The following is a 15,338-nucleotide window of genomic DNA, read 5'->3' on the forward strand; positions in this document are numbered from 1 at the left end:
TAGAATATTTACACAAAATAATACTTTTAGTAATAGTTTTTATCCAAGAAAGCAAGATTGTGAAATATTGTACTTAAACTAACGGGTGCAAGAGTTTAAAATCGGAGCTGTCATTTTGGCGGCTTTTTCTTTTTATACTATAGGCCGTTTGTTGAAGAAGGATATTTCCTGTTTTAAGCGAAATAGAATACCAAATAAACCTAACACGAATACAGGTATTGAAAATAACAGGAACGTAGGAGGTATGAAGTATGAAAATCAATAGAATAGATCATGTGAGTATAAACGTAAATGATCTTTCAGAGGCTAAAGCGTTTTTTCTTGATTTAGGACTTGAAGTGCAAGCGGAATGGGAAATGGATGGAGAACTGTTGGACAGAGTAATTGGGCTTAATGATGTAAAAACGGCATGTGTAGCATTAGGGATGCCAGATGGTCAGGCATGGATAGAGCTAGTCAAATTTTATACGCCGTCAGATGAAAATGATATTCAGCAATCTTTTGCAAATACGCTGGGTATACGACATATTTGCTTTAATGTTGAAGATATTGAAGATATTGTTGCCAAATTGAAAAAGAAGGGCACGGAGATCTTTAGCGAGATACAGCAATATGAAGACAGTTATAAGTTATGCTACGTTCGTGGTCCAGAAGGAATTATTTTAGAGTTGGCGGAGAAAATCAGATAAATATTGAATGGGACTTTAAATGATTTAGCTCACCAACGTTAGAGATTTCTTCTTAAACGATCGGGTGCAATAGCGAAAAGGCAGAGGAGTATCCGTTGCCTTTTTCCATCCGTTTTTAAAAATATTGTCTATAAAATTCTTTTCTGACGTTTCCACTTAACTAAGCATAAATCCTAGTTGTCTCGCTTTTTCGTGTCCTAGTAAACTAAATTATTGCCTTGATTATAGAAATGGAAACGTTAGAAAGGTAATAACAGTAGGAGATTAACAGGAATTTGTTTATTGGTTTTATCTAGAAGTAGATACATAGTGATTAATTAAACATGGGGGTGTAAAGTGGTAAAGAAATTATCTCTTGTTTTTACAATGTTCATTTGTCTCTCTACTTTTGCTTTAACAGTAAAACCTTCAGTAAGTTATGCGTGTAAGTGTGTTGAAACAAAATCAGTTGAAAAAGAGTTAGAATTGTCCGATGCAGTTTTTAATGGAAAAATAATTGAGATGAAACAAGATAAATACTCAAGAAAGATTCTGTTTGAGGTAACAAGCATATGGAAAGGGCTTTCAACATCTCAGATTGTATTAATTGATGAACCATCTTCTTGTAGTATGGACTTTAATGAAGGTCAGGAATATTTGGTTTATGCTAAAAACAATGGAAATGACGTACTTACTTCAAATATTTGTGATAGAACAATTGAACTTATTAGTGCTGATAAAGATTTATTGTTACTAGGGGAAGGTAGAGCTCCCACTGAAATAGTTAATCTTGAAAACGAATTAAAACAATTTAATCTGATTTTTTGGATTCCCTTTTTGGGAATAGCTGTTCTTATTATTGTTTTTATTTGGAAACGAAAGAGGATGGAAAATATACAGTAGGTGTTCTTCAACTAAACAAGCTGTTTAGTGAAGAAGGAATTAGAATTTTATGGTAAAATATTTGTTTAGATGGTTACAATACGCGCTAAGGAGGATTTGGAATGAACAGAACGGAATCGTTACTTCAAAACTGGGACTTTTGCTACGATAAAGAAGATTGGTATCCGCCACTGGCTGACGCACTCAAAGCGCTTACGGCAGAGCAAGCAGATTGGCGCCCGGCTGGCGAGCATGCGAACACGATTTGGGAGACAGTTGAGCATTTGATTTTTTACAAGGAACGGTTGCTCAAAAGAATTACCGGTGAGGAATCGAAGTATCCAGAAGGGTTGACGAATGATGATACGTTCGCAGTCAGTTTGAAAACGGAGAGCGATTGGCAAGCCACGCAAAATAGGCTAAAAAGCGTCCATCTTGGCATCCGTGAGCGTATTACGAATTTAAACGCTGACCAATTGCAAGCTCTTGTTACTAATCGTCCATTAGACGAGTGGCTGAACAGCCTCATTCTCCATGACGCTTATCATACGGGCCAAATTATCCTGATCCGCAAGTTGCAAGGCTCATGGCCATCGCGCCGCTCTTTTGAATAGGACAAAAAATTGCACTGCAGTTCCAGAACGTGTGGCCCTATATATCACGAATTACATCAAATATTTGTCGAGCTATTTGACGAAGTGTCGGCAACGGAGAACACGCCTCTAACAGCAGCTATAGCATAGATATGATACTGACGGCATTAATGGATGCAGTTTAATAAGCCAAATTCTTTTGTTAAATTTGATATTTGTTTAACTTTTAGGAGACAAGCTCGTAAACAGGTAAATAACGTATAGTGTGATATCTAGGTTTAGGAGTGATGTGTTTTGTCTTACTATAATAATTGGTATTTAAACCACTTTATTAACCGTTATAACCATGGTACGCGATATCCTTATCCAACCACCGGAAGTCCAAACAGGTATAGAAATAATTGTTCTGCAACTAGGGATAAATCTTTTTCTAAAGAGGAAGCAACAGCAATCGCTCTACTTTTGGGCATTAATTTTAGTAAAAGTAAGTTTGATTTAGATGAGTTTTGGATGGGAGTAAACACAGAGCTTGAACATGGAAAAATATCCAGCCAAACAAATGTAAGTGGTGATGATCCTATTATAACGGGGAAAATTGCTCTAGCTCATCTTAACGAGTTTCCTGATTACTACAAAAGATTAAAGGTGCTTGAGGAAGAAGCAAAAGCTTATTGGAAAAAATGATTTATTACAATGCCTAAATTATAAGAATAGCTCAAATTTGTAAGCTGGTTTGTGAAAAATTGTCCTTAAACTATCCGGTGCAATAGTGAAAAGGCAGCGAAGTGTCCGTTGCCTTTTGCCAATCCATATTCAAAAATACAATTTTTATCAAGAGAAACAATTTCACCTATTCTACAACCTGTTGAAAACATAAATTCAAATAATACCTTTTCCATCGGAGTAAAACGAGCTTCCCTCAGATGGTCAATTACTCTTTCCGTTAAAAATTCTGGAATCCGTTTTCCTTGTTTAGGTTCTTTGAGATTGGCAGCTGGATTTTTGGGCATATGACCTTCCTCGTGTGACCAACGAAATAGCGATTTAATAAATCGAATTCGGTGAGCCATACTTGATGGCTTTAGGTGTTCACTAGATTTTGCCAAGTATTCTTTCAACTTATCAATAATCAATGATTCAATATTCACATCGTTAGAGTATTGGATAAGTAGCTTTGATTAGAGCCCCTACGCATTTAATGTCTCTTCAATCCTTTTATCTGATTCATAAAGTTCCCAGGCTTTTGATAATAACATAACAATTTCCTCCTTTTCGGTTAAATAAGAGGAATTATTACCTTGATTATGGAAATAGAAACGTGCAGATATTGAACTATCGGGGCAGGTTAGTGAAAGAACGAATTCCTAATCGTTACGATTGTACACTATCAGTTAGTGTACGATTTTTTGTCCAAAATGATAATCAGTAAAGAAGTGCCCTTGCGGCAAATTATGCATGGGCACTTTATTTCAATAGATATCCATTTTTTCTTTTGTGAATTAGTAATTGTACCAACCGTTGTAATCGTTGTAATAGTTGTAGCCGCTATAACAACCACCACAACCACCACAGCCGAAGCAACCGAAACATCCGAATCCTCCACAACGAAAGCCCCCGCAACGGATTCCGCCGCAACGCATGCCACCACAACGCATGCCACCACCACAACGCATGCCACCACCACAACGCATGCCACCGCCGCAACGCATTCCGCCGCCGCAACGCATTCCGCCAAAATGCCGCGGATCATTGAGGTTTGGATCAATGGTAATTAAATTACCAACTTGGAAATTATCCATTCCTAACATTTGAAGTTCGTTTTGTAGATTCTGCATTTTTTCCTCCCCTTTGTATTTATTAATTAGTCAGTCATACACCTATTTAGAGAGATGAACGAGGGTAATTCGTCAGTTTCGTTTAAATGAAACCATCATATATATCTGTACTCTCTTCAACAAATTATGATTTCTGTTAGGACATTGTCACTGATTTAAGTGCCTATTTCAGTTTGAGGTAATATTAAATGTTGATTCATTACATAAAAACTTGTGGTTGATTAATCTGATATACTGTTGAAGTTGATGATTCACTGTATGAAAACTAGGATATAGAATGTGAAAGAATGCACTTAAAGTAACAGGGGCTTTGGTTCAAGACGGATTAAGGCACCTTTTTATTGAAATTGTTATTGGGCTAACGGTGCAGAATAGTTTCAACGGGGCTAGTTTGAGAACAAAAATATAGAATTTAGTCAGAAGTGAACAGGGGTGAACGCAAATGAGTTTAGCTACCTATATAGGTTCTAATGTAGTATTACCTATCAATGATGAATCAGACGATTTAGTTACCATTGGAAGTTGTTTTTCAGATGAAGGGCATCGACTTAATGTGAAGAAATATCAATTTACTACTCCTTATGTTTATGAAGTTTCAAGTGATTGGGGTATTGAAATTTCAAAATATATTAACAAGAGAACTTGTAAAGAGTCGAAGGAGAAACTAATTGCGCTATGCAAGTTGATGAATAGTTATCTTGGACCAGGAGACTTTTTTGAACTGTACAGTTGTTGGGTGGGAGAAGAAACCCAAAAGCGAGAAGGAGAATTAATCCTGAAAATCAACAGTTTTGACATTGACCGTATAGAAATGCCTGAAAAAATATTAGTGAGAATTGTAAAATAATAACTTCTTCTTCAACAACTGGGGGCAATAGTTGAAGATTTGATCTGTCATTATGGCAGCAATTTCTATTTTGACTAACGGGTATTTCCTTCTACACATTTATCATTGGAGTCTACATTAGCAAACGGTTATCTATATAGCATTCAGTTTGAAACAAATTATAATGAAAATTACATCCTGGCGGAATTGCAAAATTTAAAAAATGATCGTAACTTTCATTTCTATGTAACTACGAAAGGAAAAAAATATTATATTCAAATCGATGGGCACTGATTAATTAACCCAAGTAGTTCTGTCTGGAGTAATTAATAGACATCTAATTTTTGCTTGAGTAAATAGAGTTTGTGAAATTTTGTACTTAAAATAATGGGAGCAAGAGTTTAAAATCGTAGCTGTCATTTTGGCGGCTATTTCTTTTTATAATAAAGGGCAGGTTAGTTGAAGAAGGATATTTTCTGTTTTAAGCGAATTAGAATTTCAAACAAACCTTACACGAAAACAGGTATTGAAAATAACAGGACATAGGAGGTATGAGATATGAAAATCAATAGAATAGATCATGTGAGTATAAACGTAAATGATCTTTCAGAGGCTAAAGCGTTTTTTCTTGATTTAGGACTTGAAGTGCAAGCGGAATGGGAAATGGATGGAGAACTGTTGGACAGAGTAATTGGGCTTAATGATGTTAAAACGGCATGTGTAGCATTAGGGATGCCAGATGGTCAGGCATGGATAGAGCTAGTCAAATTTTATACGCCGTCAGATGAAAAAGATATTCAGCAACCTTTTGCAAATACGTTTGGTATCCGACATATTTGCTTTAATGTGGAAGATATTGAAGCTATTGTTGCAAAATTGAAAAAGAAGGGAACAGAAATCTTTAGTGAGATACAGCAATATGAAGAAAGTTATAAGTTATGCTACGTTCGTGGTCCAGAGGGAATTATTTTAGAGCTAGCGGAGAGAATCAAATAAATATTTGAATGGGACTTTAAATCATTTAGATCTCCAACTATAAAGATTTCTTCTAGGAGCTTATGTTAAATAAGGAATGGCTGTGTCGATCCCTTAATCTTATTGTGCTATCGTGGCAGGTTACTTGAATAAGGATTAGGAACTGTTGATAATAAAGAATAACAGTTTTTGTTAAGAAATTATAAATTCATTCTAATAAAAATGTAAGACCAAGATAATTCACTATAAAATTGCAGTAGGTATTTATAAAACGTAAAGTCTATGGAACAAATTTAAACAATATTTACAAGTCCTCGTTGAAATAAAATTGTCCATCCAAGGAAAGTCAAGGATGGACAGTACTCACGTTTAACCAAGCGACAAAGGAAGCTTGGGATGGTCTTACTAAGGGATAAAAGTTACCATGCTATAAGTAGGTAATGAGCATTAGACCTATATTACGAAGTAAAAAGGGAGAATTTGTTTCCTAAATGAAACAAAATATACTAACTAATGTGTACTACGAAGTATATTCATACCATTTGCCTTTACTTAATGTCTTTATTTCAGAAAATTTTTCAGTGTGAACGCTATTGGCTGCACTAGAGTCAATGCCTTTGTCAGTAATGGTTAAATTACAACCAGTAATAATTACACTTTCCTCCGATAATCCAGTAATTACAGATGTGTGTGCAAAGGGGAAACCCTCTGTATCAATACCAACTAAAGTAAATATTATACTATCATCAAATTCCCCAGGACCATCAACTAAGGTAATGGTAAAAGTACCAGTGAAAGTTTCAGTACCTGTTGTAATTGTCCCAGTGCCACTTGTATTCAATATGGTTTGACCATTTATAGAAAAACATTCTGGGGGGTTAACATTGTTAGATGAAAAGCTAAAACCAATAGATGTGTTTTCATAAGTGACTGTACTACCTTCTATAAAGCAAGATGGACAAATGTTAGCGGATAATGGTCCGAATATATCAGTGAAAGCTGTGCCAGAACATTCACACTGTCTTCTAATTCCCATTAATAAATCACTCCTTATATATAACTAAAATAATATATGTATTGGGGAAATGAAGAGATTGGACAAATTAAACAACAGTTTTATTCACAAAACTTCTCAGTCCACAATCCGAGCATATTGAGTTGTAAGTTTTCTTCTTATACCAAGGGTAAGATTCTGCAAGGACAAAGGACACTTTTTTTATTTTACAAGAAAGATTGTGAAATAGTGTATTTATACTATCGGGTAGCAATAGTCGAGTGGAGCAACATCGGGTATGTTGCTCCTACTGGCTTATCATGCTAATTTTATGTGTGATATTCATAAAAGTCGCTTTGAGTGTCCTTACAAAATAATCATATTTGAAAAAAAAGATAATGACTACGGATTGATAGTTCATGATGCGGTTTTTCAAGTATAGGAATTGCTTTTTGTCCGTGGTGTGGTTCAAAATTAATATTGTTAATCTATTTCAAATAGGTAATATCGATTGGTATTCTTTTTTCCATTAAACTAGTAAAATTTGTTCACGAAAGATTGACTGTATTATTAATTTTCTGTATATTATTAAAAACAAGAAGGTGTTGTGAAAACGCCTTCTTGTTCTTTTATTAAAGAGAAAGGGGATGGAAATGATTGAGGAAGATATTCACAAATGGGAATTTTTATACATTTGATGCGATGAAACCACAGGTTGAGGCTGTTGTTGTGGAAAATGGAAGATTTATTGATTTGGGTTCAAAAGAAGAGATTATGGCCTATTGGACACGATACGATGCCGAAATCATCAATTTAGAAGGAAAGACAGTAACCCCGGGTCTCATTGACAGCCATTTACACATGTCTGCAATCGCCATCAATTTATTAAGTCTCGATGTAACAGGTGTCACATCTAAAGAAGAGATGCTGCGTAAGATTGCTTCTAAAGCAAAGACGCTAAAACCAGGGGAGTGGCTGCTTGGGAGAGGATGGGATGAAAATCTCTTCACGGATGGCGGGATTCCCACTATTTCAGAACTTGACTACGCTGCGCCACATAATCCTTTATTGATCCCTAGGATTTGTGGACATGCGGCTCTTGTGAATAGTAAGGCTTTCGAGATTTGTCAGTACCATTCTGACATGACGATCCCGCAAGGAGGGGCCATTGTTTTAGATGAAATAACGAAGCGGCCGAATGGGCTCATACTAGAAACAGCTTCGGAGATCTTTAAACAATACATCCCAGAGTATTCCTATGAAGATCTAAAAGGAGCATTAAGACGGGCAATCCAAATCGCCATGCAAAAGGGCTTAACCAGCGTACATACGAATGATCCGAATTTCTTAGGTGGATTACATACTACTTACCGGTTATATGATGAGTTATTAAACCAAGAGGGGCTTGGGCTGCGCTCTAATCTGTTAATTGATCATGAATACTTGGATGATTTAAAAGAAGCGGGAATGTATACCGGTTTCGGGAATGAAACATTGCAAATTGGTGCAGTGAAGATTTTTGCGGATGGGGCCTTTGGCAGGAGAACGGCTTTATTATCTGAGGCTTATCATGATGCCCCAGATACATTTGGGGATGCGATGTATTCTAATGATGAACTATATGACATCATTCGGAAAGCACGGGGGCTGTCCATGCCTATTGCCGTTCATACAATTGGCGATCAGGCATTGGAAAATATCTTGGATCTGCTAGACCAATTTCCAGCTGTATCCTATAGAGATCGTTTGATTCATGTCCAGGCATTGAGAAAAGACTTAATTCCTAGATTAGCGGTTCCGACTCGAATTGCCGATATTCAACCAAGATTTGTTGTTGGGGACTTCCCATGGGTAGAAGAACGACTTGGACCTGAAAGACTTCAGCTGGCATATGCGTGGAAAACTTTAATGGAATCCAATGTGATTTGTGCCGGCGGCTCTGATTCACCTGTTGAACCGGTTGATCCATTACTTGGAATCCATGCGGCGGTTACCCGAAAAGCGCCAGGTGATCACCATGATGGTTGGAATGTGAATGAGAAATTATCCATGCATGATGCCTTTAAGTTATTTACCAAAATGGGGGCATACCCAACAAATGAAGAAACGATAAAAGGAACCATTTCACGCGGGAAACTAGCGGATATGACGGTTTATTCCCATAATCCATTCAAGATGGAGAATCCGGATGAGCTTTTACATACGGACATTGAAATGACAGTTATCAACGGGAATATTCAGTACGAAAAGAGCACCACGGCAAAAATTAATACTATGTAGGGGAGAGAAAGCTTTTGGGAGAATTTTTAGAGAAAGTAGTTGGCTTTTTATGGGGGTTACCTCTCATTTTTACGATTTTATTTGCAGGTGTGTATTTTACGGTAGCGACGAAGTTTTTTCAGTTCGTTCATTTGCCGCATATCCTAAAATCCACTTTTGGAAGTCTTTTCAAGAAACAGGAAAAGGAAAATAATGCAAAAGGGATCTTGTCTTCTTTTGAAGCGATTAGTACGGCGATTGGCGGTTCAGTCGGCGTTGGTAATATCGGCGGTGTTGCCACTGCTATTGCAGTCGGAGGACCTGGAGCGGTATTTTGGATGTGGTTATGTGCCCTTGTAGGGATGATTATTAAAACGGTCGAGGTAACGCTTGCGGTTCATTACCGCAACACGGATGAAAATGGTGAACCATATGGCGGGCCGACCTATTATATGGAAAAAGGTCTTGGGGAGGAAAAGAAGTTCAAACTATGGATGATCCCGGCGGTTATTTTTGGTTTTGGTATTTTTGGGACTTTCTTCTTTACATTACAAAACTATACTATTTCTGAAGCAGTAGGCTCGACTTTCGGTATTGGGATGATCCCTGCCTCGATAGGTCTTACACTAGTTACCTATTATATTATTTATGGCGGTATTAAACATATCGGAATGATCGCTTCAAAAATTGTTCCGTTTATGGTATTATTCTTCGTTTTATCCGGACTTTTTATCATTTTTACGAATTTAGGGGAGGCTGGCCATGCATTTAGCCTGATTTTCTCCGGTGCATTTGGGGGAACCGCAGCGGTTGGCGGGTTTACCGGTGCTGCTGTGGCCCAGGTAATCCAGATGGGGGTAGCGAGATCGGTTTACAGTAACGAAGCTGGATGGGGAACATCTCCAATGGTACACTCCACAGCAAAAGTTGATCACCCTGTGAAGCAAGGGATTTGGGGTGCATTCGAAGTATTTGTGGACACTATTATCGTATGTTCGATTACCGCACTAACGATTATTATTTCAGGTGTTTGGTCATCCGGATTATCTGGTGCAGAATTAACGCTAGCGGCCTTCGAAGCAGGAATTGGGGAAACCGGACGTTATATTATTACGATTTCTGTCGTGTTATTTGGTGTTACTACCACAACAGGCTGGTATATTTATTACGAAATTTTATTACGTCATTTATTCAAAAATAAAGGGACAAAGTTCAAACGTAAATTCCTCACATTTTTCACATGGTTCTATCCAATCCCTGGATTGTCGATGGTCATCTATGCTGTAAGTGTTGGAATGCCTGGCAAAGCCGTTTGGTACTTTGCCGATATTACATCAGCGATTCCGACCTTTGTGAACGTTGTCGTGCTCCTTCTATTAAGTAAACGATTCTTAGCACTGTTGAAAGATTATAAAGCAAGATACATGGGAATCGGCGAGATTGATCCTGACATCACGCTGTTCTATGAGGAAAAGAATACACCACCGAAGGATACAAAAGTAGTGTAGAGGGAAATGAACTCTTTAAAGGTAGGAAATCTCCCTTTACAATTACAAATAATCCATCCTTGAGTTGATCTGGGTGGATTATTGCCCAACAGAACCGTCTATTGCTGGATCGGACATGTTACTGCATGTTCGGTCTTTTTTTATTTATGAATTTCTTAAGATTATAATCTAAGTTTGTGAAAAAGAAACTATTTAATCCTTTTGATTTATTAATTAGGGGATTGGTTTGATCCTTTAGAAATTAATGTTTATTTATACTTAAAATGCATTCTTCCTTTTTTTCTCAACTTATTAAAGTGTTTATAGAATTACTGTAAAAACCTAATCGTAGACTAAAAACAAAAATTAAATAAAGAAAAATATTGGCATGAAATTTGCATGATATTGTTTATCGAAATAAATAAGGAGGTTTTTAATTAAAACATTACATTATCTTCAAGTAATAAACCTTAGTTATTTTATTTATGCATTGTGAATAATTTTATTTATCATTAGTGTCATTTTAGAAGGAGTGTGTGTAACATTGGCAACCATAACAGAAGAATGCCTAAGAAATATAGAGGCGATTATAGTCAACAAAAAAAGAATTCTTCAAAGAAGAGAAGATTTATTTAGTTATTCTTTTGATGCTTCATTTGGTACACATCTTCCTGAATTGGTTTTACAACCGATTTCAACTGATGAAGTTGTCGGGGTTGTTAAATTGGCGAATCTATATAAAATCCCTTTGTATCCTAGGGGAAGAGGAACAAGTTTAAGCGGGGGCCCACTGCCAGTAAACGGAGGAATCGTTCTGGATTTTTCCCTATGGAAAGACAAATTAATAATTGATCCCGATGACTCCATAGCCGTAGTTTCACCGGGAGTACTTACAGCCGATATTAATGCTAAAGCTAATGAATTTGGTTTTATGTATCCTCCAGATCCTAGCAGTGCACATGTTTCCACTATAGGAGGGAATTTGGCAGAGAATTCTGGGGGACCCAGAGGACTAAAATATGGGGTTACCAAAGATTATGTGATCGGGCTTGAGGTGGTTACCCCTGAAGGTGAAATCATTCGAACTGGAGGCAGGACCATTAAGAATGTGACAGGGTATGATTTAACCAAATTAATTGTGGGGTCAGAGGGAACTTTAGGTATCATCACGGAAGCCATTCTTAAATTAATTCCAAAGCCGATTGCCACCAAAACAGCGCTCGTATTATTCGATGATCTAGTGGATTCCGGGCATGCGATATCGCGCATTTTAAGCTCAGGAATATTGCCTTCAAAAATGGAAATTATGGATCAAGCCTGCATTATAGCAGTCGAAGAGTATAAGCCATTAGGTTTACCAACGGATGTTGAAGCCATTTTATTGATAGAGCTTGATGGACACCCCTACTCTATTGAGGAGGAAATGAAGAAGGTTAAATCAACGTGTCTTGCCGTTGGTGCTAGGGAAGTAATTGTCGCTGAAAATGATGAAGAAGCAAATGAATTATGGAAAGCTAGAAAGCTAGTTTCTCCGGCAATCGTAAAAATCAAACCTACTAAGATATCTGAGGACGCAACAGTACCACGAAGCAAAATACCGGATATGTTTAAGAAACTGAAAGAGATAAAGGAAACCCACGATATTAATCTAGTGGTCTTTGGCCATGCGGGTGATGGGAATTTACATCCCAATATTATCGCCGATCAGCGAGATACAGAGGAGATGAAGCGAGTAGAATTGGCGGTTGAAGAAATATTTAAAGCAGCCATCGAACTAGGCGGAACATTATCCGGAGAACATGGGATTGGCATCATGAAATCGCCATTCATGGAAATGGAACTTGGGACAAAAGGTCTTGAAATGATGAAGAGAATTAAAATGGCTTGGGATCCCAATAATATATTAAACCCAGGGAAAGTTTTCCCTGAGCCAGGGCAAAGGTTAGTGTTGCACAATGGATAAGCAAACCATATTGTTGGACAAACTCGCGTACAATGAGACAGTTAATTGTGTCCAGTGCGGTTATTGCCTGCCATCTTGTCCTACGTATGCTACCTTTGGAAAGGAAACCCATTCGCCGAGAGGAAGAATCAATCTTGTTAAAATGGCTGCAGAAGGAAGAATTTCATTAGATGATTTGGCTGGACCAATGGATGTATGTTTAGGCTGCAGGGCGTGTGAACCGGCTTGCCCCACCAATGTCCAGTACGGAAAAATATTGGAATCGGCCATTGATGTTTTAACCGAACAGCGTCGGAGAAAACAATCGCTAAAAGAAAAAGCTATGAAAAAGCTGATTTTTGATTACATGATTCCAAATAAAAATGTCTTGCATTTTATCGGGTCTGGCCTACAACTATACCAAACACTCAAAATAGATGACTTTTCAAGAAAAATCGGATTCACCAATATTTTACCAGAGCCTATGCGCCAGTTTGAGAAAATTACACCAAAAGTGAATGTAAAAAAGCGTAAGCATTCAGCCATTCAGCCTGACACAAGCCCAAGGTTTCGTATCGGCTTTTTCGTTGGGTGCATAATGGATACCTTTTTTAAACGCATTAACGATTTAAGTATGAAGTTACTGGCAGCTGCGGGATGTGAAGTTGTATTAATTGCAGAACAAACGTGTTGTGGTGCTCTACACCATCATAGTGGTGAAAAGGAAAAGGCCATTTCCTTAGCTAAACATAATATTGAAGCGTTTGAAAAATACCAGTTTGATTATGTCGTAAATAGTATAGGCGGCTGTGGAGCAGCGATGGTTGAATATCATCTTTTGTTTGATGAAGCTGACAGATGGTATCCACGTGCAGAACTATTCTCCGATAAATGTAAAGATATTAGTTTCATATTGGATCAATTAGAGTTACCTTTTAAAATGGAAATACAGAAAACGGTTACGTATCAACCTTCTTGTCATTTAAAAAATGTTCAAAAAGTTGAAAAGGAACCGGTTCGACTTATTGAGAAAATCCCAGGCATATCTTATATTCCACACAAAAATATGAATATGTGCTGTGGTTCTGCCGGGATATATAATATTGTTCACTTTGAGGAATCAATGGAGATATTAAACTTAAAAATGGAGAATATAAGTAAAATAAAACCAGAGATCATTATTACAACGAATCCTGGATGCCATTTACAAATGCTTTTGGGTGTAGAACGAGAGGGCTTAAGAGACGAAATTAGAGCAGTTCATTTAGTTGAATTATTGGCGGAAGCATGTGATATCAGCTGAGAAAACAGCAAGGGGAAAAAGGGCAAAAACAATTGTCCCTTTTTCCTTATTTTTGTAAGTGTAATGCTTATAAAAATATCCTCAGAATGGTGAAAAAATGAATACATGCGGATTAATCGACACGTTCTGTCTTTAAGTATTTTTGTATCTTTCTAAATGCGGTTGACTGGTTGATGCCAAGGACTTCGCCTACTTTGTAAGAACTTTTATATTTTTTAAAAGCTTTTTTAATCAATTGTTCTTCTACTGCTTCTTGGGCTTGTTTTAAACTGCATATATCATAAAGATGGACTAAATAATTTGAATCAACCTTTACAGAGTTTGAAATTTTGCGAGGTAAATCTTTTAATTGAACTTCCTCGTCATCAGACATTACCACCAAACGTTCAATTAAATTTTCTAACTCTCTAACATTACCAGGCCATTCATAGTTAAATAAAGCGTTCTCCACCTCTAAGGAAAGAGTAGTCAAGGAATTGTATTTGCTATTAAATTTATTTAAAAAATAATCGATTAAATAAGATATATCTTCTTGTCTAGTCCTTAAAGGAGGAATATGGATAGGGATTACATTTAATCGATAAAATAAGTCTTCTCTAAAAGTCCCATCCTCCACCATTTTTTCTAAATCTTTATTTGTAGCAGCAATAATTCTTACATCTATTTCTATTGATTTTGTACCCCCAACACGTTGTATCGTATTTTCTTGAAGCGCTTTCAACAGTTTAACCTGAAGGTTTAGAGGCATTTCTCCGATTTCATCCAGAAACAACGTACCCCCATCGGCTTCTTCAAATAATCCTTTTTTTCCTTGTTTTTTAGCGCCAGTAAAGGAACCGGGCTCGTATCCAAACAGTTCTGTTTCTATTAGAGTCTCTGGGATGGCACCACAGTTTACATGGATTAAGGGTTTGTCTTTTCTTGCACTTTTATGATGTATATTTGAGACAATAACGCCTTTCCCAACACCCGATTTTCCCGTTACAAGAACCGTGGAGTCGACCTTAGCAATTTTCTCAACCATTTTTGAAATTTTACGCATGTTTGGTGAATAAGAAATAAAATCCCCTTGATCCTTATTTTGAAAACTTCTTAATTCTGCAAGTTCCTCCTGGTAACTTTCCAATAAATGTTCGGTGCGTTCGATTTTATCTCGGAGTTCTCTTATTTCGGTTAAATCTCTAGAAGTGAAAATAATAATTTCAATATTACCTTCGGAATCAAATACTGGGTTTCCAATCACATGGACAGTTTTGCCGCTTCTAGTTCTTTGAATCATTGAAACCTTTTCTTTTCGCTCTTTAATGATTGGAAAGATGGAAGGAGAATAGAGACCATCCTTTGCAAGTTCTTCTGAATTTTTACCAATAAGATCTTTTGCTTTAATTTCATATAACGCTTCACTAGTGGGATTCACTCGAAGTACGGTACCATTGCCATCAGTTACAAAAATTTCGTCCAAAGATGAATTGATAATTGTCTCTAATTGCTTGTTAATAATTTCATGGTCTATAAGCTGGTCCATAATTTTTCACCTCTAAAAGAAATCTTAGCATAAAAAACATTTTGTATAA

15 protein-coding genes are annotated in these 15,338 nt (G+C 36.9%); 11 read left to right on the top strand and 4 right to left on the bottom strand.

Translation table 11 applies throughout. The annotated features are described in order from the left end of the window. Window positions 1–251 precede the first annotated feature (251 nt). The 4 genes from IE222_RS11835 (at window position 252) to IE222_RS11850 (ending at window position 2,827) form a co-directional block, all read left to right on the top strand. Window positions 252–689, top strand: a complete 438-nt coding sequence (locus IE222_RS11835) for a VOC family protein (protein ID WP_191273018.1) — start codon at window positions 252–254, stop codon at window positions 687–689. A 336-nt stretch (window positions 690–1,025) separates the two neighbouring features. Next, window positions 1,026–1,571, top strand: coding sequence for a hypothetical protein (locus IE222_RS11840; RefSeq protein WP_191273020.1), 546 nt, complete (start codon window positions 1,026–1,028; stop codon window positions 1,569–1,571). Window positions 1,572–1,672: 101 nt separating this feature from the next. After that, complete coding sequence (locus IE222_RS11845) at window positions 1,673–2,164, top strand: DinB family protein (protein WP_191273022.1); 492 nt, start codon at window positions 1,673–1,675, stop codon at window positions 2,162–2,164. Between the two features lie 273 nt (window positions 2,165–2,437). After that, window positions 2,438–2,827, top strand: coding sequence for a DUF5661 family protein (locus IE222_RS11850; protein WP_191273024.1), 390 nt, complete (start codon window positions 2,438–2,440; stop codon window positions 2,825–2,827). 65 nt (window positions 2,828–2,892) lie between these two features. On the opposite strand, the gene IE222_RS26365 is transcribed toward IE222_RS11850, so the two are convergent. Both IE222_RS26365 and IE222_RS11860 read right to left on the bottom strand, forming a co-directional pair. Next, window positions 2,893–3,153 (bottom strand): site-specific integrase, encoded by a 261-nt coding sequence (locus IE222_RS26365; RefSeq protein WP_223282667.1) that lies wholly within the window; start codon window positions 3,151–3,153, stop codon window positions 2,893–2,895. Between the two features lie 489 nt (window positions 3,154–3,642). Continuing rightward, a complete protein-coding gene (locus IE222_RS11860; protein WP_191273026.1) occupies window positions 3,643–3,978 on the bottom strand; it encodes a heterocycloanthracin/sonorensin family bacteriocin in 336 nt (111 codons plus the stop codon). 442 nt (window positions 3,979–4,420) lie between these two features. Between IE222_RS11860 and IE222_RS11865 the strand changes: the two genes are divergently transcribed. After that, on the top strand, window positions 4,421–4,825 hold the full coding sequence (locus IE222_RS11865; RefSeq protein ID WP_191273028.1) for a hypothetical protein: 405 nt from the start codon (window positions 4,421–4,423) through the stop codon (window positions 4,823–4,825). Window positions 4,826–5,362: 537 nt separating this feature from the next. Next, the gene (locus IE222_RS11870; RefSeq protein WP_191273030.1) at window positions 5,363–5,800 is read left to right on the top strand and encodes a VOC family protein; all 438 of its coding nucleotides are present in this window, start codon (window positions 5,363–5,365) and stop codon (window positions 5,798–5,800) included. Between the two features lie 499 nt (window positions 5,801–6,299). On the opposite strand, the gene IE222_RS11875 is transcribed toward IE222_RS11870, so the two are convergent. After that, window positions 6,300–6,815 carry a hypothetical protein gene (locus IE222_RS11875; RefSeq protein WP_191273032.1) on the bottom strand — a complete coding sequence of 172 codons (516 nt, stop codon included), beginning with the start codon at window positions 6,813–6,815 and terminating at the stop codon, window positions 6,300–6,302. A gap of 289 nt (window positions 6,816–7,104) precedes the next feature. On the opposite strand from IE222_RS11875, the gene IE222_RS27030 reads away from it, so the two are divergent. From IE222_RS27030 to IE222_RS11895, 5 genes are all read left to right on the top strand, one after another. Next, window positions 7,105–7,215, top strand: a complete 111-nt coding sequence (locus IE222_RS27030; RefSeq protein WP_440590007.1) for a DUF6980 family protein — start codon at window positions 7,105–7,107, stop codon at window positions 7,213–7,215. Between the two features lie 215 nt (window positions 7,216–7,430). Next, the gene (locus IE222_RS11880) at window positions 7,431–9,053 is read left to right on the top strand and encodes an amidohydrolase (protein WP_191273034.1); all 1,623 of its coding nucleotides are present in this window, start codon (window positions 7,431–7,433) and stop codon (window positions 9,051–9,053) included. 14 nt (window positions 9,054–9,067) lie between these two features. Next, the gene (locus IE222_RS11885; protein ID WP_191273035.1) at window positions 9,068–10,540 is read left to right on the top strand and encodes an alanine/glycine:cation symporter family protein; all 1,473 of its coding nucleotides are present in this window, start codon (window positions 9,068–9,070) and stop codon (window positions 10,538–10,540) included. 556 nt (window positions 10,541–11,096) lie between these two features. After that, window positions 11,097–12,482, top strand: a complete 1,386-nt coding sequence (locus tag IE222_RS11890; protein WP_370465040.1) for an FAD-binding oxidoreductase — start codon at window positions 11,097–11,099, stop codon at window positions 12,480–12,482. Beyond that, complete coding sequence (locus IE222_RS11895; RefSeq protein WP_191273037.1) at window positions 12,475–13,764, top strand: (Fe-S)-binding protein; 1,290 nt, start codon at window positions 12,475–12,477, stop codon at window positions 13,762–13,764. The genes IE222_RS11890 and IE222_RS11895 overlap by 8 nt, the downstream gene beginning before the upstream one ends. 112 nt (window positions 13,765–13,876) lie before the next feature. On the opposite strand, the gene IE222_RS11900 is transcribed toward IE222_RS11895, so the two are convergent. Next, window positions 13,877–15,289 carry a sigma-54 interaction domain-containing protein gene (locus tag IE222_RS11900; protein WP_191273039.1) on the bottom strand — a complete coding sequence of 471 codons (1,413 nt, stop codon included), beginning with the start codon at window positions 15,287–15,289 and terminating at the stop codon, window positions 13,877–13,879. Window positions 15,290–15,338: the final 49 nt, after the last annotated feature.

This window comes from Neobacillus kokaensis, from assembly GCF_014656545.1.
GTDB classification, from domain to species: domain Bacteria; phylum Bacillota; class Bacilli; order Bacillales; family Cytobacillaceae; genus Neobacillus; species Neobacillus kokaensis.